Origin of the sequence: Stieleria mannarensis (assembly GCF_014154935.1) — a bacterium.
In the GTDB taxonomy this organism is placed as follows: Bacteria; Planctomycetota; Planctomycetia; order Pirellulales; family Pirellulaceae; genus Stieleria; species Stieleria mannarensis.
Window position 1 is genome coordinate 84,683 of record NZ_JACEHH010000025.1, and the last position, 19,492, is coordinate 104,174.

The 19,492-nt window shown below is 58.6% G+C and carries 19 protein-coding genes and 1 tRNA gene; 12 read left to right on the plus strand and 8 right to left on the minus strand.

Features of this window, described 5'->3' with window-relative positions:
- Positions 1-9 precede the first annotated feature (9 nt).
- Together H1B37_RS17665 and H1B37_RS17670 are read right to left on the minus strand one after the other, a co-directional pair.
- Positions 10-666: an RNA polymerase sigma factor gene (locus tag H1B37_RS17665; RefSeq protein WP_182867978.1), complete on the minus strand. Its 657-nt coding sequence runs from the start codon at positions 664-666 to the stop codon at positions 10-12.
- Positions 663-2,453 (minus strand): patatin-like phospholipase family protein, encoded by a 1,791-nt coding sequence (locus H1B37_RS17670; RefSeq protein WP_182867979.1) that lies wholly within the window; start codon positions 2,451-2,453, stop codon positions 663-665. The genes H1B37_RS17665 and H1B37_RS17670 overlap by 4 nt, the downstream gene beginning before the upstream one ends.
- A 297-nt stretch (positions 2,454-2,750) precedes the next feature.
- Here H1B37_RS17670 and H1B37_RS17675 point away from each other — a divergent pair, with 297 nt between their 5' ends.
- A complete protein-coding gene (locus tag H1B37_RS17675) occupies positions 2,751-3,731 on the plus strand; it encodes an aldo/keto reductase (protein WP_182867980.1) in 981 nt (326 codons plus the stop codon).
- An 84-nt stretch (positions 3,732-3,815) separates the two neighbouring features.
- On the opposite strand, the gene H1B37_RS17680 is transcribed toward H1B37_RS17675, so the two are convergent.
- Positions 3,816-4,919, minus strand: coding sequence for a hypothetical protein (locus tag H1B37_RS17680; RefSeq protein ID WP_182867981.1), 1,104 nt, complete (start codon positions 4,917-4,919; stop codon positions 3,816-3,818).
- 436 nt (positions 4,920-5,355) lie between these two features.
- Here H1B37_RS17680 and sufU point away from each other — a divergent pair, with 436 nt between their 5' ends.
- Together sufU and H1B37_RS17690 are read left to right on the plus strand one after the other, a co-directional pair.
- On the plus strand, positions 5,356-5,802 hold the full coding sequence (gene sufU / locus H1B37_RS17685) for a Fe-S cluster assembly sulfur transfer protein SufU (protein WP_182867982.1): 447 nt from the start codon (positions 5,356-5,358) through the stop codon (positions 5,800-5,802).
- Between the two features lie 2 nt (positions 5,803-5,804).
- Positions 5,805-7,076, plus strand: a complete 1,272-nt coding sequence (locus H1B37_RS17690) for an aminotransferase class V-fold PLP-dependent enzyme (RefSeq protein ID WP_182867983.1) — start codon at positions 5,805-5,807, stop codon at positions 7,074-7,076.
- Between the two features lie 67 nt (positions 7,077-7,143).
- On the opposite strand, the gene H1B37_RS17695 is transcribed toward H1B37_RS17690, so the two are convergent.
- The 3 genes from H1B37_RS17695 to H1B37_RS17705 all read right to left on the minus strand — a co-directional run bounded on the left by H1B37_RS17695 (position 7,144) and on the right by H1B37_RS17705 (position 10,350).
- Positions 7,144-9,063 (minus strand): sodium/solute symporter, encoded by a 1,920-nt coding sequence (locus tag H1B37_RS17695; RefSeq protein ID WP_182867984.1) that lies wholly within the window; start codon positions 9,061-9,063, stop codon positions 7,144-7,146.
- The gene (locus H1B37_RS17700; protein ID WP_182867985.1) at positions 9,060-9,365 is read right to left on the minus strand and encodes a DUF485 domain-containing protein; all 306 of its coding nucleotides are present in this window, start codon (positions 9,363-9,365) and stop codon (positions 9,060-9,062) included. The genes H1B37_RS17695 and H1B37_RS17700 overlap by 4 nt, the downstream gene beginning before the upstream one ends.
- A gap of 172 nt (positions 9,366-9,537) precedes the next feature.
- Positions 9,538-10,350 (minus strand): MBL fold metallo-hydrolase, encoded by an 813-nt coding sequence (locus H1B37_RS17705; protein WP_182867986.1) that lies wholly within the window; start codon positions 10,348-10,350, stop codon positions 9,538-9,540.
- Between the two features lie 921 nt (positions 10,351-11,271).
- Between H1B37_RS17705 and H1B37_RS17710 the strand changes: the two genes are divergently transcribed.
- The 7 genes from H1B37_RS17710 (at position 11,272) to H1B37_RS17740 (ending at position 14,978) form a co-directional block, all read left to right on the plus strand.
- A complete protein-coding gene (locus H1B37_RS17710) occupies positions 11,272-11,856 on the plus strand; it encodes a 50S ribosomal protein L25 (protein WP_182867987.1) in 585 nt (194 codons plus the stop codon).
- A gap of 60 nt (positions 11,857-11,916) precedes the next feature.
- Entirely contained in the window at positions 11,917-12,558 is a 642-nt protein-coding gene (gene pth / locus H1B37_RS17715) for an aminoacyl-tRNA hydrolase (protein WP_182867988.1), read from the plus strand.
- A gap of 116 nt (positions 12,559-12,674) precedes the next feature.
- Entirely contained in the window at positions 12,675-13,103 is a 429-nt protein-coding gene (gene rpsF / locus H1B37_RS17720) for a 30S ribosomal protein S6 (RefSeq protein WP_182867989.1), read from the plus strand.
- 60 nt (positions 13,104-13,163) lie between these two features.
- On the plus strand, positions 13,164-13,667 hold the full coding sequence (gene ssb, locus H1B37_RS17725; protein ID WP_182867990.1) for a single-stranded DNA-binding protein: 504 nt from the start codon (positions 13,164-13,166) through the stop codon (positions 13,665-13,667).
- Between the two features lie 99 nt (positions 13,668-13,766).
- Entirely contained in the window at positions 13,767-14,300 is a 534-nt protein-coding gene (gene rplI / locus H1B37_RS17730; protein ID WP_182867991.1) for a 50S ribosomal protein L9, read from the plus strand.
- A 163-nt stretch (positions 14,301-14,463) separates the two neighbouring features.
- Positions 14,464-14,545: transfer RNA gene (locus H1B37_RS17735), tRNA-Leu, on the plus strand.
- Positions 14,546-14,819: 274 nt separating this feature from the next.
- Positions 14,820-14,978 (plus strand): hypothetical protein, encoded by a 159-nt coding sequence (locus H1B37_RS17740; RefSeq protein WP_182867992.1) that lies wholly within the window; start codon positions 14,820-14,822, stop codon positions 14,976-14,978.
- Between the two features lie 165 nt (positions 14,979-15,143).
- Here H1B37_RS17740 and H1B37_RS17745 read toward each other — a convergent pair whose 3' ends face one another.
- Together H1B37_RS17745 and H1B37_RS17750 are read right to left on the minus strand one after the other, a co-directional pair.
- Positions 15,144-15,473 (minus strand): ankyrin repeat domain-containing protein, encoded by a 330-nt coding sequence (locus H1B37_RS17745; RefSeq protein ID WP_182867993.1) that lies wholly within the window; start codon positions 15,471-15,473, stop codon positions 15,144-15,146.
- Between the two features lie 56 nt (positions 15,474-15,529).
- Positions 15,530-16,660, minus strand: coding sequence for a hypothetical protein (locus tag H1B37_RS17750; protein WP_182867994.1), 1,131 nt, complete (start codon positions 16,658-16,660; stop codon positions 15,530-15,532).
- 1,279 nt (positions 16,661-17,939) lie between these two features.
- On the opposite strand from H1B37_RS17750, the gene H1B37_RS17755 reads away from it, so the two are divergent.
- Positions 17,940-18,623, plus strand: coding sequence for a hypothetical protein (locus H1B37_RS17755; protein WP_182867995.1), 684 nt, complete (start codon positions 17,940-17,942; stop codon positions 18,621-18,623).
- A gap of 253 nt (positions 18,624-18,876) precedes the next feature.
- A complete protein-coding gene (locus tag H1B37_RS17760; protein WP_220498253.1) occupies positions 18,877-19,323 on the plus strand; it encodes a TIGR03067 domain-containing protein in 447 nt (148 codons plus the stop codon).
- Positions 19,324-19,492: the final 169 nt, after the last annotated feature.

Here is a 19,492-nt window from a genome sequence, read left to right on the forward strand (position 1 = left end):
GATTGCCATTCACTCCCCTGCCAACTCGGGAAACACACTCTCGTCGAGTTCGGCGCGTTTGATGATCGATTTCAAGCGAATTTGAAAGTCGCTCTTGTAGTTGGCGACTTGCTGTTCGGTCAGGCCCAGCGTTTCGGCGACGTGTTTGTTGCCCCAGCCGCGAACGATCATCAACTCGATCGCTTGCAGCTTGATCCAATTGCCGCTTTGTTTCCAGCGATCGATTTGTTCGTGCATGGCATCGCGGATCGCTTGCTCTTCGATGCGTTTGCGTTCGACGCTGCGGGCGATCGAACTGGCCACCCGGGCGCTCCCTTTTAAATCGAAATCCCCGGTCGAACTGGAACGGCCGTGCAGCTGCAGCGACGGGCGTCGGCCTTCGCGTCGCAGGTGATCGGTCAGCTTGTAGGCGCAGATCGAAAACAGATAACTTTCCAGCGGCCGGCCGCCGTCGTAGTTGGGCAGACTGATCAGAAACCCGACGAAGGCTTCCTGGACGATGTCTTCGGCGGCGGCGGAATCACGGATCCGGCTGCGGGTGTACGCCAGCAACCGCCCTTCGTAACGATCGATCAGGGATTGCCAGGCCGCGGAATCGCCGTCGCGGATTTGGGCGACCAGCAATTCGTCCGCGGAGGGGACGTCGGAATCGGCGGGAACATTCATGCAACAGCGTCGGTCGGTTGGAGGTTTTCGATGACACGTTTGACGTTTTCGACCGCTTTTTCACCGGCCCGCCGCCCCGCTTCGATCAGCGGATCGACGGCGTGGAAATCTTCGATCCGAAACGCGCTGGTTTGAGGGATGATGATCAGGTCGCTTTCTTCGCGATGCAGGGCGCTGGAATGTCGCCGCGAAATGTCCATCGTGCGTAATAGCGTCGAAAGATAGCTGGGGGGACGCAACCTGCCTTTGCGGTCCTTCGCAAAATCGGTCGTGATCGTCGACCCGACGTCGATCGAAACGACATGGTCGCATCCTTCGCTGCGGAGTACCGACGCCGGGACGTTCATCAACACCCCGCCGTCGACCAGCATTTGCCCTTCGTGAATGATCGGACGCCCGAACACGGGGTGGTTGATACTCTGCAGCACCGCCTGAACCAGATCGCCGCAGCGGCGGATTTGTTGTTCGCCGCTGATCAGGTCCAACGTGGTGATCGCCAGCGGTAAGTCGGCTTGCGCGAACGTCATCTGGCCGAGATAACGCCGTAGCTTGGTTTCGAAACGACCGCCCCGAAAACTGTGCAGCAGGAACATCCGTCGGGTCGCCGCCCGCGCCGCCAGGTACCGCGGCGGGATCATCTCCTTGCGGAAAAAATCACCGATCTCCCAGGGGCTGAAGCCCGCACCGAACGCCGAGGCGACGATGGCACCGGCGCTGGTGCCGGCGATCGAATCGAACACGACGTGGTGTTGCTGCAGAATCTCCAACACGCCGATGTGGGCAATCCCTCGCGCCCCGCCGCCGCCGAGTGCGAGCCCGATCCGTTTGCCGATCAGCGATCGATACAGTCGAATGATCGACGGGGCAACAAACTGCGCTTGTCGACCTTGTCCGCGATACTCACATCGCACTGCCAGCAGGTCGGGGGCATCCATCTTCGGCCGTGGTCGCGTTTCCGAATCAAACATCACCGCGACGATCGGTCGGCGATGCAGCGGGATGGATTTCAACAGGCTCTGCGCGTGGTCGGAAAGGCCGCGGTGGGCATCGACGGCAAACACGACGCGATTGGATTCTCGCACGGCCGCGGCGGTTGCTTGTGTCCCGCTGGCGACGGCCACCGCCAAGGCCTGCTTGCTGCGACCGGCGATCGTGCACCCCAAGTCGGGGACCGAGACCGAGACGGCGTCGCGATCAAAGTCGGTTGGTGTAAACGGCAGCTCGGTGTCGCTGACCAACAGCGGTTGCACAAGCGGTTGATCGCATCGCAGTTGGCCGAGCAATTGTTCGGCCAGCGACCAGCCGCTGGGGTGATCAACGATGACTGCCAGCGAATGCACGCCGCGATTGGTCTCGGCCGGCGACGATGCCGCGGTGTTCATCATCGACAACCGCTTGGTCAATGACCGGCTGAGGTTTTCCAGCAGTTGCGGATAGGTTTTCACCAGCCGGCGGTAGTCTTCGCCGCTCAGCACCAGGGTTTCGACGTAGGTGACCGCGGTGACGGTGGCGGTCCGCGGGCCGCCGGAGATCACCGACGATTCACCGAAATGGTCGCCCGCGCCCATCATGCCCAGCGTGCGCTCGGCGACTGCCGGACCGTCGCCCGTCCAGACGCGGACCTTGCCGGCCGTGATCAAGAACAATTCGTCGCCTTCCTCACCGATCTCGATGATCGTCGCGCCGGCGTCGAACGAGCGCGGCTGAAACGCCGACAGCACGTTTTCCAGCCCGTCGTTGCTGAGCCCCATCAACAGCGACCGGGTTACCGATTGTTCGCGATCCATCTGGGAATACCCGAGCAAGAGAAGTTGACCACCAAACGATACCCTACCCGACCACGGCGGGATCCGCCAATGCACTCTAGCGGCCTGTTGATTTAGTGAGCCGACGGCGCTAGCCGCGGGCCTAGCGGTGCCAGCATGCCCCTTCGAGGCCCGTCGCTCGCGCCATCGGCTCACTATTGTTTCGGTTGCGACTAAATCAACAAGCCGCTAGCAACAAGTGTGCTTTCATCGGCGCGTCAGGTTTGGGATCATAGTGCGACTCAACTTTGAACGCCTCCCTTTGCCCCCCAATTGCAGATGTCTAGCGAATTTATCCTTGCCGGCGGAGACAAGATCCCTTCGGTCGGCCTGGGCCTGTGGAAAATTGATCGCGAGTCGACCGCCGAGATTGTTTACAAGGCCATCGAAATCGGCTACCGCCACATCGATGCGGCCTGTGATTACGGCAACGAATACGAAGCGGGCGACGGGATTCGAAAGGCGATCGACGACGGCTTGGTCCGCCGCGAAGACCTTTGGATCACCAGCAAGCTTTGGAACACCTTCCACCGCGCCGAAGACGTGCCCGTCGCGCTCGAAAAGACGTTGTCGGATTTGGAACTGGACTACTTGGATCTGTATCACATCCACTTTCCGATCTCGTTGGCTCATGTGCCGATCGAGAAACGGTACCCGCCGGGATGGTTCTATGATCCCGATGCCGAGTACCCGCAGATGAAAGAGGATCCGGTGCCGATTCTGGAGACTTGGCAGGCGATGATCGAGTGCCAGAAAGCGGGACTGATCCGCCACCTGGGCGTCTGTAACTTCGGCGTTTCGCTGATCCGCGACCTGATGGCGTCCTCGTCGGTCAAACCGTCGGTGCTGCAGGTGGAATTGCATCCCTATTTGACTCAGGAAAAATTGCTCCGGTTCTGCGGCCAGCACGACATCCACGTGACCGGGTTCTCACCGCTGGGGGCGCAATCGTATTTCTCCATCGGCATGGCCGAAGAGGGCGAGGGCGTGATCGATCGCAAGGAAACCAAGGCGATCGCCGAGCAGGTGGGCAGGACTCCGGCCCAGGTCGTGTTGCGTTGGGGTCTTCAACGCGGAACGTCGATCGTCCCCAAAACCTCGCGCGTCGAGCGATTGAAAGAGAATCTGGATCTGTTCGATTTCGAATTGACCGACCAGCAGATGAACGCACTCAACTCGCTCAACCAAAACCGGCGTTTCAACGATCCCGGTGAGTTCGGCGAAAAAGCGTTCAACACCTTTTTTCCGATCTATGAGTAGCGCTGGCGGGGTGACTTCAGCGGGATGTAGCTACGCTCGCCAGAGCGTGGTGAATGCCGGGGATCCACCTTCTGGCGAAGGTAGCTACGTGGCCGTCTGCTGCTGGTAGACCACCAACCCGTGCAGGGCGTGGTACAGCACACCGCACTCCAGGTCGACGTCGCGGCATTGGTGCAACACGTCACACAACTTGCGGACGCTGCGGACGACCCAATCGGATTGCAAGACGTCACGGTCTGACGCGGTTGCGATGAACTCCAGCACGTGGCCGGTCGTGCCCAGCGTCTCACCCAAGTCGTTGCACCAACCGGTGCGATGCATGTAGGACGTGCTGTAGGTTCCGTCCGGGTTTTGGTTGACGCGGGCCAGTTCGATCGATGCTTCCAGGTGTTCCTTGGCGGCGGCCCAAACGCCCGTGATCGGGCTGCCTTCGGCCATCCGGTTTCGCAGTGCCGTTGCGATCCCGATCAACCGGTGCGTTCCGCCACACACGCTGATGGCCAGGTCGTGTTCGACTTCCGACTGCAGCAACAATTCTGTGCTGTACGTGTTGCCATCGCGGGCGGTCCAGCGATGGTCGGTCGTGCGGTAGTAGGACAGCGGAATCAGGGTCCAACTGAATTCCGCTTCGTAGTTCAGTGGGACATCCCACTCGGCTTGTCGCATCCAATCGTCGATCGTCAGTGTGCGTTCTTCGACCACCCAAGTCGCATCGGCGGGAAGCCCTGTCTGGGCGACGACGGCCAGCCACTGGTCGCGGTGTCCCTGGCCGACTTTGGTCGACGGTTCCAAATCGACGCGTAGCCCGTAGCGATCGTCTCCTTCAAACGCATCGCCGATCATCGGGCGAAACCCGTCACAGGTCCCGCCGGTACGAAAGTATTCCAGCGCGCTCTGGCGACCACGCGGCGTGTCGATCTGGAACTCGTTGCCATAGGCCAGGATGCCGTGGAAGATCTGCCAGGCACCGTTGACCATTGTCGACAGCCCCCGGCGACGCTTTTCCGCTTCGAGCGTTTGAGCGACCAGGTCCGCGACGGGCAGCGAAGAGGCGTCCGCGGCCGGCTCACCGTCGGGCAAGGATTCGGGGATCGACAGCGGGCAGCCGGTGGTGACTAGTGCCGACGCCGCCAGCGCCGACAACGCGGCGCGACGATTGAGGGAGCGGTTCGGAGCGGTTTTCTTCATGTTCAGGTAGCGGAACTCGCCAAGAGTTTCGTTCGAGTGGCCACGAAAGCCTTGGCGGCTTCCGCTACTGTTTCGTTCGAGTGGCCACGAAAGCCTTGGCGGCTTCCGCTACTGTTTTGTTCGGGGGGGACGAAAGCCTTGGCGGCCTTCTGTGACGGGGTTTTTTAGCGTTGTGTTCAATTGGAACAGCAAACCCCCATCGCGAGCAATCGGGGATCAAAAACGCCTAGAAAATGACAGGCTGGAAGCCTCGCCCACGCCTCATTCCGGGGGCGAAACACCCGGCGACAGCCCAGCTGCGACCATTTCGACCGGAATAGGGACTCGTCGATTTTTGACAACGCGCGTAGACTTTAATGCAGCGACTTTAATGCAGCGGCGGTCGACCGAGGGATCGCCGAGTCCGTTTGACAATCGTCTCTGGTTTTGCCCGATCATGCCTAACGAACAAGACATTTACGAAGAACACGTCTTGGATCACTACGAAGACCCCTACCACCGTGGCGAGCTGGCCACGGCCACCCATGCGGACGAGGGCAAGAATCCTCTGTGCGGGGACGTGATCCAGGTGATGCTGCGTTTGGATCGCGATGGAAAGATCGAAGAAGCGTGGTTTGAAGGCGAAGGCTGCGTGATCAGCCAGGCTTCGGCATCGATGCTGGTCGAGGCGATTGAGGGCAAGACGGTCGAGGAGGCGAAGGAGTTTACCGCCAACGAGATGTTGGAGCTGTTCGGCCCCCAGCTGACGCCCAACCGCCAAAAATGCTGCTTGTTGTCTTGGCGGGTGCTGCAATCGGCCCTGCACGCTCCGGTCGATGATTCTGCCGACGATGACGACGCCGGGCCCAGTTTCGGCGGTCCCAGCTTAAGTGAAGAGAGCTAACGATGCCGCTTGACCCCCAACAAATCCGACCCGATTTTCCGATCCTGGAGCGCAAGTCCGCCAGCGGCGCTCCGTTGGCATTTCTGGACAATGCCGCCAGCGCCCAGCGACCGCAAGTTGTGATCGATGCGATCAGCGATTGTTACCAGCGTTACTACGCCAACGTGCATCGCGGCATCCACACGCTGAGTGAAGAGTCGACGGCGGCCTACGAAGCGGCTCGCGAAACGACGCGGCAGTTCATCGGGGCGCGGTCGCAGACCGAAATCGTGTTCGCCGCGGGGACGACCGCCGCGATCAACACGGTCGCCCATTCCTGGGGCGGCGAAAACCTGGCCGCCGGCGATGTCGTGCTTTTAACCATCGCAGAACACCATGCCAACATCGTGCCCTGGCACCAACTGGCCGAGCGGACCGGTTGCCGCGTCGAATTTCTACCGCTGCGTGAGGACTTCACGATCGATGATGCGGTGGTTCAAGCGAAACTTGAGTCGCTGCGGCCGAAACTGTTTTCCTTTGCCTCCTGCAGCAACGTCCTGGGGACCAATTTTCCCGTGGCCCAGTGGACCACCATGGCCCACGCCGCCGGAGCGACGGTGCTGGTCGACGCGGCACAGGGGGCGCCCCATCAAGCGATCGATGTCCAGCAATGGGACGCCGATTTCGTCGTCTTCAGCGGTCACAAGCTGTGTGGGCCGACCGGGATCGGCGTGCTGTACGGCAAAGAAACGTTGCTGGACGCGATGCCACCGTTCTTGGGCGGCGGCGGGATGATCGATCGAGTCACAACCGAGGGGTTCAGCCCGACGGGGTTGCCGGAAAAATTCGAGGCCGGGACGCCGCCGATCACCGAAGCGATCGGGCTGGCCGCAGCGATGCGTTACTTGCAATCGGTCGGAATGGACAACATCCAAGCCCACGAACACCTGCTGTGCCAGGCGGCCGATGCGGCGCTGCGAGAGATCGAGGGAGTCCAGATCCTCGGCCCCACGCCGGACAAGAAAGCGGGCATCGTCAGCTTCACCGTCGACGGCATCCACGCCCACGACATCGCCCAGTGGTTGGATACCCGCGGGGTTGCCGTTCGTGCTGGGCATCATTGCGCGATGCCGCTGCATGATTCGGTTGGCAAAACCGCGTCGACCCGCGCCAGTTTTTATCTCTACAACACGCTTGAAGAAGTGGACCGATTGGTCCAAGCGGTTAACGAGGCGCGTGACAAATTCATGCGAGGCGGTCGCCGCCGACGCCGGCGCAGTCCCTCGCCGGCGTAAGTGGCAGTGTAGAGCAATTGTCCCAATTGCTCTGCGAACAATTGGGACAATCGTCCTACATTAATTCTCACGCCATCTCCGCCCCTTTCCGCTGCGTCATCAACGAGACCACGATCAGCGTGACGAACGCCAATGGGATCGTCACGATGCCGGGTTGGCTGAACGGCGCGTAAGCCAGTTCGGGATCCCAGCCATAGACACTCTTGTAGGTGTCACTGGACAACAAGATCCATCCCAGCGAACTGACCATGCCGACCAGCACGCTGGCCACGATGCCTTCCTTGGTCGTCGACTTCCAGAACAACAGCATCACCAGGGCGGGCAAGTTGGCGCTCGCGGCGACGCTGAATGCCCATCCGACCAGGTAACCGACGTTCATTTCTTTGAACAGGATTCCCAGCACGATCGCGATCGCACCGACGATAACAGCGGATATTTTAGCGATTCGGACCTTCTTGTTTTCCGACAGTTGTAATCCGAGCACCCCGACCAACAGGTCGTGGGCGACCGCGCCGCTGCTGGCCAGGATCAGGCCGCTGACGGTGCCCAAGACGGTGGTGAATGCGATCGCCGAGATGATCGCAAACAGCCAGGTGCTGATGCTGCGGGCCAAAAGCGGGGCGGCCATGTTGCTGTCGGTCAGGTCCATCGACGCGCTGGTCATTGCCCCCAGACCCAAGTACAGCGTCAGGACGTAAAAGAACCCGATGCTGGCGATCCCGACGATCGTGCTCTTTCGGGCGGCCGCGCCGTCTTTGACCGTGTAGTAGCGAATCAGAATGTGCGGCAAGGACGCGGTGCCGCAAAACAACGCCAGCATCAGCGACAGGAAATTCAGCTTGCCCACCATCGCTTCTTCGCGGATGCCGGCAAACTTGGGATGCTCACCGGGACGCAGCACCTCGTTGCCGGGCGTCAGCTTCTGAAAGTAGACCGTCGACTTCGTGCCATCGTTGTGCACGACCGTTTTATTTCGCCACAACACAACTTCGCTGTCATTCAGCGTGGTGAAGAAGCTGACCGGCCCCAGCGGCCCGGTTTCTTCCTGACCGTCGGGCAGCCGCGTGAGTGTGCCGACCGGTTGCAATTCCTTTTGCTTGGCGTCGCGCCCCAGCGGTGCACCGTCGATTTCCAGCCCGTCACTTGTCGCGACAATGGACTGAGCCTGTCGCAGGATCACTTGACCGTCATCGGCCGGTTGGACATGAAAGACGTCAAATCCGACGCGGTCGGCACGCAGGAAACGGACCAAGTCCTCGTGCTGTTCCCAGCCGTTTTCGGCCGGCAAAACGGTTCGGCCGGCGATCTCGGGTTGCCCCAGTTCACTCACCGAAATCGGCCCGATCGATTCAAACGCCTCCGGCTGGGCGACAAAGCCGCGCCCCAACAGCAAGACCACCAACACGGCACTAAAGACGACCAACAACGACCCTTTCAAAAATTGCACCCAGGTCGTCGAGACCATCCCGGCGGTGACGACGATCGTGATCACCACGATCCCCACCAACACCACGCCGACCCAGTGCGGGAACCCCAACAGCGGTTGAATCAGCGATCCGGCGCCGACCATCTGGGGGATCAGGTAAAACACACTCACGACCAACGTGCTCGCGCCCGCAGCGGCTTTGATCCCGCGCGAATCAAACTTGGCGTCCAAGGCGTCGGCGAACGTGAATCGCCCCAACCGTTTCATCGGCTCGGCGATGACGAACAATGCCACGATCCATCCGGCCAGGAACCCGATCGAATAGAGGAAGCCGTCGTAACCGTACGAGGCGATCATGCCGCAGATGCCCAGGAACGATGCCGCGGACAGGTAGTCACCCGCAAACGCGATCCCGTTGACGGCCCAGGGAATCTGGCCATGGGCGGCGAAGTATCCCGCCGATGATTTCGCTTTTCGCCCCAAGAAGAAACTCAGGCCGACCGTTGCGCCGACGAACGTAAAGAAAACGAAGACGGCGATCCAAGAAGGGTCATAAATCACGCGAGATCCCCCCGCGGTTCATCGCCGGAGGCAGCCCCGTGGGGCGGTTGGCCGGCCGATGTTTCGTCCAGCGGCTCGGATTTGCACAGCATCCCGTACAGCAACGCCATTACCAGGGCGCCGACGATCAAGCCGAATCCGTAGACGATGGCCAAGTTCAATCCGGCGATGACCGGGCGTTCCATCAAATGGGCCGCAAACGCGCTCAGAAAAACGAATCCTAGGTACAGCACCAAATAGACGGCGAACAGCCAGAGCCCCAAACGGGCGTTGGAGCGTTGTGTGTCCGAAAGCGACGACATCGAGACCTCAAGAAAGACAGCCAATGAAACAGACCCTCAACCGCGGCGAAGTATAAAGGAACTCAGCCCGCCCATGTGCCCGTGCGAATCAGTTTCAACTCCCAACTCCCAACTCCCAACTCCCAACTCCCAACTCCCAACTCCCAACTCCCAACTGCCTAAACCCTAAACCCTAAACCCTGACCTCAACCTGCAACCCGTCATACGCCATGTCGATCCCCTCGGGCAGCCAATCACAGGTCTCCTGGTAATCGAGTTGATGGCCGGTGTGGGTCAACAGCGTCCGCCGGGCTCCGACGGCACGCGACACCTCAATCGCCTCGTCCAGGTTGAAGTGCGTCGGGTGGGGTTCCTTGCGGAGTGCGCCGACGACCAAGGTTTTCACACCTCGGAGTCGCTCGATCGATTCCGGGGGGATGAAGTTGGTGTCGGTGCAGTAGGCAAAATCACCGATCCGAAACCCCAGCACGTTGAAATGCGGTCCGTGCTTCATCGGAATCGGAATGAACTCGGTCCCCAACACCTCAAACGGCGCGTGATTGATCCGGTGCAGCGCCAACTTGGGTGTCGCTCCGGGGTGCGTGTCCTCGCGGTCGGCAAACGCGTAGGCGAAGGCCCGCCGGATGTTCGAATCAACGGCCTCGGTGCAGAACAGCGGCACGGCGTGACCGAGTCGAAACGGCATCAACCGCAAATCATCCAGCCCGAAGATGTGGTCGGCATGTTCGTGGGTGTAGACGACGGCGTGGACCACACGGATCCGCTCGCGAATCAATTGGACCCTCAGATCCGGCGGGGTGTCGATCAGCACCGTGCCGCCGGGCAGCCGGACCGTGATCGCACAGCGGGTGCGATTGTTGCGCGGGTCGCTGCTTTGGCAGACCGCGCAATCGCATCCGATCGCGGGCACGCCGACGCTGGTCCCGGTACCCAGGAACGTAACCAAGCCTTGATGCGGGCCGCTGGATTCGGGGACAAACGACATAGATGATGGCGGAGCAACGAGGGGAAAGGTCAAATGTATAAAGCCACCGTCCCCCTGCGAGGATCGGCATTCCAAGGTTCACCCTCCCCCTGAGAGGGGCGAGCGCAGCGAGGGGAGGGCGCAGCGACGGGAGGACGCGCCAAGGGGAAGAGCACGCCAAGGTCGAGCCCAGCGAGGTGAAGGGCACCTTCAACCTGCCGGAGATCGGTTCGATTTCCGGTCACCCCAACCCCAGCCAGCGGCATCCTACGGCAGCGGTCGGCGGGACGCGAGAGGCGAGGGAGTCCCAGAGAGCCGCATTGACCACCAACCGCCCCTCCCCTCGCTGCCAACCAAGGTCGTGTGGTTTTCAACCGCTGGGATACCAAGCGTGTACGCGTTTCCCCCCGATCAGAAAGCCTCTGATTGAGGTGTGCGCTCGGAGGTGGAGGGTTGGGGGAACCGAAAACGCCCACCGATGGCAGCGCGAACCCACGGATGTGTTGCTGCCTGAGATCCGTGGGTTCGCGCTGCTATCCGTGGGCAATGTTCTCTCGAGGGTTCGTTCTCTCGAGGGTATCAGGGAGGCCAGAGGAAATGACCAAACCCGGTGCTGATCAACGACTCAAAAAACCACACGACCTCGCCGAGGAGAGCGAAGTCTCAATTGAGCGCCTTTCCCGAAGGACGCGAGCGGCGGCGAAATCGCAGCGGAACGCCGTCAAATCGCAGCAAATCACAGCAAAATCCGGCGTGGGAGCCTCAAGATCGATCCTCGCTTGCCGCCGGCCGCCTGTTTGGGCTTGCAGAGATCCATTGCCCTGACATACTTACCCGCTTCGCCGTAAACGTATCGGCGTGCCAAACGCACCCCAAAGTTTGATTTTGGTGGCGTTTGAGGGAACAAAACACAAGAAATTAACGACGTCAGGGTGATCCGCAATGGCGGAAGTGGTACAGGTCCAAAAACGTGAGGGCAGCCTAGGAACGGCCGCCTCACGCCGGCTGCGAAAGTCCGGCTCCGTCCCGGCCGTTTTGTACGGGCACAAGCAAAGTAACGAGCATCTGTCGATTTCGCAGAAGACGGTGGAATCGATCTTGCGGCATCACAGCAAGATCGTCGAACTGCAAGGTGCGGTCAGCGAAACGGCTCTGGTCAGCGATCTGCAATTCGATCCGTTGGGGATCGAGGTGCTGCACATCGACCTGCAGCGGGTCGACATGAACGAAAAGGTCACCGTGACGGTGCCGATTCGATTCAAGGGCGAACCGGCCGGCGGAAAGCAGGGCGGAATCGCGATCGAAAACGCTCATGAAGTCGAAGTCGAGTGCCCCGCGGTGGCCATCCCCGAATCGCTGCCGATCAACGTGGCCAGCGTCGGACTGGGTGAAAACCGCACGGCGGCCGATCTGTCGCTGCCCGACAACGTCAGCTTGGTCACCCCCGGCGAAACGGTGATCTACCACGTCGAAAAACCCAAGGGCCTGGCGGAAGACGAAACTGAGGAAGAGGGCGAAGCGGAGTAGTCCGCCGCTGCCGCGGATTGACTCACCAGGCCGCTCGGCCATGGATCCTTCGACATTGCGATGAAGTTAATCGTTGGGCTGGGAAACCCCGGTCGAAAATACGAACAAACGCGACACAATGTCGGTTTCACGGTGGCCGAAAAGCTCGCCGTGCTGACCCATGCCGGTGCCCCCAAGGTCAAATTCGAAGGCGAACTCGCGGAGTCTTCGATCGGCGGGGAAAAGGTCGTTATCCTTTGCCCCCACACGTTCATGAACGCCAGCGGGCAGAGCGTCCGCAAGGCGTTCGACTTTTATAAGTTGCAGTTAAGCGATATCCTGGTCGTTTGCGATGATCTTAATCTCGACAGCGGCCGGATCAGGATCAAACCCTCGGGCAGTGCCGGTGGGCAAAACGGGATCAAGGATATTATCCGGCATCTCGGTTCGGAGTCGTTTCCGCGGCTCCGCGTCGGAATCGGACGGCCTCCGGCAGGTTGGACGGTGACCGATTATGTCTTGGGGAAATTCTCCAAGAGCGAATGCGATACAATCGAAGCGGCGACCACCCGCGCGGCCAAGGCTGTGATCAGCTTTGTCACCGACGGGGTCGATCGCACGATGAGCCAGTTTAACGGTGACCCGGGCGCTGACTCAAAACCGAATCAACGAAAACCGTCCGATCAGCCCCAAGGCGACCCGCGATCGGTCGGCCCGCAGTAACCCCAGTTCAAGAAACCCAGTTCAATCAATCGTTCCCGTTTCACACCCGCGACAGTCCGATCGCCGCTGGCCGATCGGGCTGAAGCCAAACGTAGCCAAGTAGAAAAGAAACAGTCGTGGCCAAAAACACTTACGAAACACTCTGCATCCTCGACAGCAACCACTACGCCCGTGACCCCGGCGGAGTGAGCAAGCAGATCGAAGATTTGATCACCGAAGCCGGCGGAAAAGTCGAGGTCAATCGTCTGTGGATGGAGCAAAAGCTTGCCTATCCGATCGATGGCCACCAGAAAGGCACCTATTGGTTGACCTACTTCGAAATGGAAGGCAGCGAAGTCCCCAAGTTGGATCGCGCGTTCCACCTCTGCGAACCGGTGCTGCGTCAGATGACGCTGAAATTGGACCCGCGATTGGTCGAACCGATCTTGGCCAACGCCCGCGGTGCAACGCCGGTCGCCGGCAAAGACGCCGCTGCCGAAGGCGAAGCGGCCAGCGAGGGCGAGAGCAGCGACAGCGCGAGTAGCGACGACAGCTCGAATTCCTAGCATAAGACGTCCACGGTTTTTGTTTCCCTCCCCTCATTCCCAGCAACTCACAGGACAACGATGGCCAGCTACAACCGCGTCATTCTGGTTGGGAATCTGACGCGCGATATCGAACTGCGTTACATCCCCAGCGGTCAAGCCGTTTCCGACGTGACCGTCGCGGTCAACGATCGACGCAAGACCGCCAGCGGAGAATGGGTCGATGAAGCCACGTTCGTCGATGTCACGCTGTGGGGGCGAAATGCCGAAGTCGCCAGCGAATACCTGTCCAAAGGATCGCCGGTCCTGATCGAAGGCCGATTGAAGCTCGATCGCTGGGAGACCGACGGACAGAAACGAAGCAAGTTGCGCGTGATCTGTGAAAAAATGCAAATGCTCGGCGGACGCTCCGGCGGCGGTTCCGAGCACCATTCCAGTCAACGCACCTCAAGCGGCCAAACCGCCGAAAACCAGGGCGGCTACAACGCCCAGAACGCGGACGATTATTCCGCCGACTCGGGCGCACGCGATGCCCAGCCGACCGGAAAGGGGACCGGATACGACGATCCGGACATTCCGTTCTAATCAACACACCGTTATTGTGGACGGCCCCGGCAATGACGCCCCGGTTCGTCTTGTTTTCATTTGCAACCACCAATCCAACCCTCCCGCCAGAGCACAACGATGTCACGCAACGGCCGAACCTTTAAACGACCCTACAAACGATTGCCCAAAGGCGAACACGGTGGGATCCAGCTTCTGTTGATTCACAACGTCGAACACCTCGGCAAGCAAGGCGATATCGTCGAAGTCAAACCGGGCTACGCGCGCAACTACCTGCTGCCCCAGGGCATGGCCACCATCGCGACCGATCACCACAAACGGATGGTCGAAAAACACCGCGAGAAATTGCGTGCGATCGAGCTGGAAAAACTCAAAAGCTATCGCGATCTGGCCGACGAACTCGGCAAGCAATCGATCACGATCGAAGCCAACGCGAACGACGAAGGCCACCTGTACGGCAGCGTCGGCCCGCACGAAATCACCGCGGCCCTCAAGGAAGCCGGCTTCAGCCTGGCCAACGACCAAATCCGTCTGGACGGCCCGCTCCGCGAACTCGGCCTGTACACCGTCCGAGTTCACTTGCACAGCGAAGTCGAAGCGAATTTGAAGGTCTGGGTCGTCCCGACCGCCGCCGAAGACGCGACCGTTTCCTAAGCATCGCGGTTTCCGGTCATCGGGAAACCAACCGGACCTCGCCGGCTTCATCACCGGCCGATCCCAACCGCCCACCGATCCGATCCACCCCACGATCGGCAGGGCCAAGACAGGACGGCCGCGAGCGGTTGGCGACGCAATGTCCACCGGAAAAGCAACCTGCGGGGCTGTGGCGGAACTGGCAGACGCGCTGGATTTAGGTTCCAGTTTCTTCGGAAGTGCAGGTTCGACTCCTGTCAGCCCTATATGCCGTTTCTCTGACAAGAGAAACGGCTTTTTTTGTGCGCCGGGCGGATTGATGGGCGATAGTAGGAAGATTTTGGAGGTAAGAAAATTCGCGAAAAACCGAGGCCACCGCCGGGGCCCGAATCTGTTCGCTCTCCTCCCCGACGAAAAAATTTGCAATTTGCAATGTTCATTTTGCAATTTGCAATCGCCCCGGCCACAAGCATTGCCGCCGGACTTTGGACAGGTTGTCGGCTTCAATTTGATACCGCCAAAAGGCTTCCATTGGGTGCCATGAATCCCTACACGCCACCAGCCGAAACCAACGACTCGTTCGCAGAGCCACCGCCGCGAAAGATCACGGACTGGGAGTGGACGATGCTGATCGCAGAAGCGGTGGTCATTGGGCTATGGATTCTCAATGCGATTGCGATGTACTTTCTGCCGAATTGAGTGAAGCGTTTCAGACGATTTCGCTTTCCCACACGCCGCTCGCTCACGCTTCCCGCTGGCATCGCACACCCTCACGCACCTACCCTGGCTCCCTTCTCCCCCGGCTTTGCGCACAGAGAAGGGCTGGGGATGAGGGGGGCCAGCGCTGTGATAAACTGGGACTCGCTATAAATCCTTATCGGTCGGGAAGGCACCAAGAATCTCACGGGCCTTCGTCAAGAGTTCGTTAATCGCTCTTACCTCACGCTCATCCTGCGTCGATGGATCAGCAAGTGCCGCTTCGTGCATGGTGACGAGTTCTTCGGCGAACTGGCGGGGAGAACCATGCGAATCAGAACCTAGATCGGGGGCCGCTCCTGCCTCGACAAGCATCCTGACAATGCCTGGATCACGGGCCCGAACGGCAAGCAGAAGTGGAGTTTCCCCTTGTTGATCCAATACATTGACGTCCGCTCCGGCTTGAATCAAAGACCTGACAACCTCTAGCTCGGGCATGATTAGGGCGACCCTCTGTATAACAAACTCGTAAAAGCTTGTTTTGACAACAAAGATTATGCGCTCATCGCGAGGACTTCGGTATCGCGAAGTTTCAGAGCCGCCGTCATAACTTTCTGACCTTTTGGTGTTATTCGATAGTAGAACGTACCTGAGACTTTTCGGATTAATCTGTGTGCGCGAAGCAACCGTAGCAACCGAGTGACACGCCCAACCGCCCGCTTCCGCTCTTTGTCATTGCGATTGACATGTGGAAAGAGCCTTGACCGTAGATCTTTATTGCGGAACCCTTGCAAAAGAAAGGTCCCTTCCTGCAGAACCGAAAACATGCGAACTTCGTCCGGTTCGATCGGGCGCAGTCCCCGATATGGTCGTCCCTGTCGGATGATCCGGCGACTTACTGGATCAAGTAGTTTGTGCGCGGGAGATGATTCTCCCACGACAGCGAGTGCCTCAAGATAGCGCTCATTCGCGGCGTGACATATTTCCACACGCCGGGCAACGTCGGCGACGCTCTTTCGCATCGGAAACCATGCAACAACAACTTCGCCGCCACGGGTCGCTTTTCTCCGAACGTTGAAGCGTCTCGGATTGTTAATCGTGGTCTCGATCCTCAGTACGCTGCCCGCCTTGTCGTACATTTTGATCGAATTCTCATCGACCCAGTGTTTCATTCTTACTCCTTCCACACGATGCTTCACATCGCTTGTCACTTCCCCGTTGAAATCACGATGAAAACGACGGCCCATAAATCGCATCACATCGCGACAGCTGAAGTGCTGAACTGCGTGATTGACAAGAGCGGGGTAGATGGCATTAAGAGCTGCCTCATTGGCGAACATCACATCCGTCGCGTATTCACTTTCGCGCATGGTCCAGTAATACGCTGGGAACTTCAGCTGACTTTTCAGTTTGAGCCAGCGATTGCACCGACGGGCCAGCGCATTGAGGAAGTGTACCCAGTTTCGCTGGTGCAGATCGTCAATCATCTGCTGCGCCTTGGCGAGGTCGTCGATATGGGTAAAGCAATTGCCGTGTTTGCTGTAACCGATGCCAGCCTTATCCAGTCGACGCGTAAGGTATTCACGCCCGTTCAAACAAACCTGGATGGTCATGGGAAGCCAAGTCTGCAGTCGGACGTGCATCAGGCCAAATTCCCGATCGACAAAGTAGAAATAGAGGAACAAGCATTTCCTTCGAGCAGATCACAATTCAAGACGTTTCCCTTTTCGATCTTTGCGAAGCTCATAGGTTTGGCACGATTCCACACCTGACAAGACGCATACCAATCCCTGCTGAACTGAGTCTTGCTCCATAATGCTTCGCGCGCAGTCTTCTTTGGAAATAGATGAAGACGCCAGGTATCGGAACGGCCGACCATGCGCTGCAGCATATTCAGCCGCGTGTTCCTTGATTTGGTTTGAGATGCGTTGAACAAACCCGCCGAAATGTTTGTAGAGGACGCCATGTACGTTCAGATACTTATCATCCCGTCCACGTAACTCAACGCCCGTATGGTCCCACGAAAAAGAATTCGGTCGAATCCCGACAAAACACCGATGATGCGATCACCGTATCGTTTGATGAATCGTTCCATGTCACCCTCCCAGCGTGAGACGCTAGCCATTGAAACGCAAGCCATTGAAATAAAGATCGCTGAACGTGCAGCGGATTGCAACCGTTTTCCGTCGTTTGAACACCCGAGCGATGCCTAAAAAAATCCCGGGGGTTCGGGGGCTGGCCCCCGAGTACGCTGGGCCGCCCTGCTAACAAGTATCCAAAAGTTGTCTCAATGTCGTTGACACATTCCGCAGTGCCTTCCAATGACATCTCCGCCTCAGCAAGCGGATGTGAATATTGCTGAAGACTCGAGGCCGAAGACAAGGTGGCGTGGAGCAGCAATCGATGAATCGAATATGGGGCAAAATAATGGTGGCAAGACGATGACGGGGAGAGATTGGCTGAATGATTCGGGACAGAATGATCCAGCTGCAGCGTGTGGTCAGGTTACCGAAATGTCTTTCTTTTTGTCGTTTGGCCCCCATCGTTTTGCCATTCCTCGCTGGTGGGGCAGCAAGCGTGCAATGGGACCGATAGGACAGCTAGGACTTATCGGTCCCATCGAGCCCCGGAAGTCACCATGCCGCCAACCCCGACGGGGTTGAACATGGCTCGGTTTGATCGCTGATCGCGATTTGGCGTCCGAGATTCGTGATAGAATCAGAAAAACGCAAGTATCGGCAATCGTTTCGCTGGTTTTTGTCGCCCTCGCCTTGATCGTCATTTGGATGGCGGGAGCCGCACGGTAGGGGGCTGATTTCATTTCTTGATTTTGGTCAGTCACTTCGCCAAAATTGCTTGTCGAGTTGGATTCCAAAGTTCGGACCCGATACGATTTGTACGAATTTCAATTGCCCGTCCTCGGTGAGGACTGCCGTCTGACCGCATAGTGGTTTAGCTTGCCGAATGTCAACGCGATTCGAGATACTGAAGAACGGCAAACGTGTTTGCATCTCTGGGATCAATGGCGATGGTGTTCTTTCTGTTGGCGTTACCTACGTCAAACACCCGGGACAGGACCTGAGTCACGATCTGCAAGTTGGTGGTCTCGGCGTGTTTGACGACTCGAAGGAACGCCAGCACCATGCGGATTGGGCGTCACCTCAAATTGCAACCGGTGACGAAATCACAATCCGCATTCTTCCACCTGGCGATTTCGACGAACCGTGCGGAATGACCGGTAGCCCCAAGAAGTCAATTGACGATGCCGAACTTGGGAAGCTCAACTACTACGTCAACGCGTGGGACGCCGACATCCCTTTCGACGCTTGTCCACTTAAATCGGCACACATCCACGTTTGTGCTGATGAGAACGGTCCCACTGTTCACCAACGGCAACTTCTTCGTGATCTTCCGGCCCGACATATGGAGCTGTGGCCCAGTATTTGTGCAGCGCTCGTCAAATGCCACCCTGAGATCAAAACGTCCGACGAGTTGTCTGCTCGGATCGTAAGTCACATTGGCATCAACCTGCATGGTGACTCAACCACGATCGAGCTCACATACAACGTCGAGGGCGATCCTGAGTTCCGCGGCTACTTTGTCACGCTTCGTGACTGGGAGATCGCTGAGGTTTGCATGGCCGAATGACGTCTCGGTCTGCACGGTGCCGGGGTGATTCCTCCATTTTGAGTAGAACAAGGCGGTCTACTTTTTCCGCGCAGCGAGCACCTCGGGATTTGACGAATTCGTCGCCGCACTCGACAGTGCCGTAAACGCTGCCGGTACAGGCCCTGAAGATACGGGTGAAATCGGGTATGGACATCCCTGTCGGGTTTTGGCACTTTCGCATCCCTCGTAGAGATGCACCGTTTTAACAGATGAGGTTTGAGTGAACATGCGCGTGATCTCTTTGTTCGTTGCCGCAAGCGTACTTGCGACCGCGGCACTATCGATGGACGCCGACGAATCGCAGTTAGAAACCATGGTGCTTCGAAAGCTCCAAGGGCACTGGAAGGCAGAGAAGTGGATCATCCATGGCAAGGACACCTCAGACGGGCGAGACAATCGGTCCTACCGAATCGAAAATCGAAAGATCGTGTTCGTTGCCGATGACGAAGAAGTCGGGCATGCCACTTTCGAAATTGATGTTTCGGACAAGCCATACAAGATCGACGTCACCTACGTGGGTGGCCCACGTGACGGGCAGACTCTACCCGGTATTTTTCATTTTGACGACAAACACTTCATCAACTGCTTCCCCTATCCTGGCGATCCTCGACCAACGTCGTTTGAGTCCACCGCTGCAAATCGCTACTTTCTGTCGATCGACCGGAAGAAGACCGATTGAATCGAACACCGGACGATGGCAATCTCCACCGACCTCCGTGATACAATCCGCCTACGTTGCCAGTGGATTTGGAGAGCGGACGGTGCGGGAGAAGGGAGTGACGACGGATGTACGTTGCATTGATGGTGATGCCCGGAGGGCAGGCGAGTGATTGCAGACGAATGATTGC

Excerpts from the sequence above, each read along its gene's own strand:
- H1B37_RS17700 (WP_182867985.1), bottom strand. The coding sequence starts at position 9,365 with ATGTCGTCGCTTTCGGACACACAACGCTCCAACGCCCGTTTGGGGCTC.
- pth (WP_182867988.1), top strand. The coding sequence starts at position 11,917 with ATGAAGTTAATCGTTGGGCTGGGAAACCCCGGTCGAAAATACGAACAA.
- ssb (WP_182867990.1), top strand. The coding sequence starts at position 13,164 with ATGGCCAGCTACAACCGCGTCATTCTGGTTGGGAATCTGACGCGCGAT.
- H1B37_RS17745 (WP_182867993.1), bottom strand. The coding sequence starts at position 15,473 with ATGCCCGAGCTAGAGGTTGTCAGGTCTTTGATTCAAGCCGGAGCGGAC.
- H1B37_RS17705 (WP_182867986.1), bottom strand. The coding sequence starts at position 10,350 with ATGTCGTTTGTCCCCGAATCCAGCGGCCCGCATCAAGGCTTGGTTACG.
- H1B37_RS17690 (WP_182867983.1), top strand. The coding sequence starts at position 5,805 with ATGCCGCTTGACCCCCAACAAATCCGACCCGATTTTCCGATCCTGGAG.
- H1B37_RS17670 (WP_182867979.1), bottom strand. The coding sequence starts at position 2,453 with ATGGATCGCGAACAATCGGTAACCCGGTCGCTGTTGATGGGGCTCAGC.
- H1B37_RS17665 (WP_182867978.1), bottom strand. The coding sequence starts at position 666 with ATGAATGTTCCCGCCGATTCCGACGTCCCCTCCGCGGACGAATTGCTG.
- H1B37_RS17740 (WP_182867992.1), top strand. The coding sequence starts at position 14,820 with ATGAATCCCTACACGCCACCAGCCGAAACCAACGACTCGTTCGCAGAG.
- H1B37_RS17710 (WP_182867987.1), top strand. The coding sequence starts at position 11,272 with ATGGCGGAAGTGGTACAGGTCCAAAAACGTGAGGGCAGCCTAGGAACG.
- H1B37_RS17755 (WP_182867995.1), top strand. The coding sequence starts at position 17,940 with ATGTCAACGCGATTCGAGATACTGAAGAACGGCAAACGTGTTTGCATC.
- H1B37_RS17675 (WP_182867980.1), top strand. The coding sequence starts at position 2,751 with ATGTCTAGCGAATTTATCCTTGCCGGCGGAGACAAGATCCCTTCGGTC.
- sufU (WP_182867982.1), top strand. The coding sequence starts at position 5,356 with ATGCCTAACGAACAAGACATTTACGAAGAACACGTCTTGGATCACTAC.
- rplI (WP_182867991.1), top strand. The coding sequence starts at position 13,767 with ATGTCACGCAACGGCCGAACCTTTAAACGACCCTACAAACGATTGCCC.
- H1B37_RS17680 (WP_182867981.1), bottom strand. The coding sequence starts at position 4,919 with ATGAAGAAAACCGCTCCGAACCGCTCCCTCAATCGTCGCGCCGCGTTG.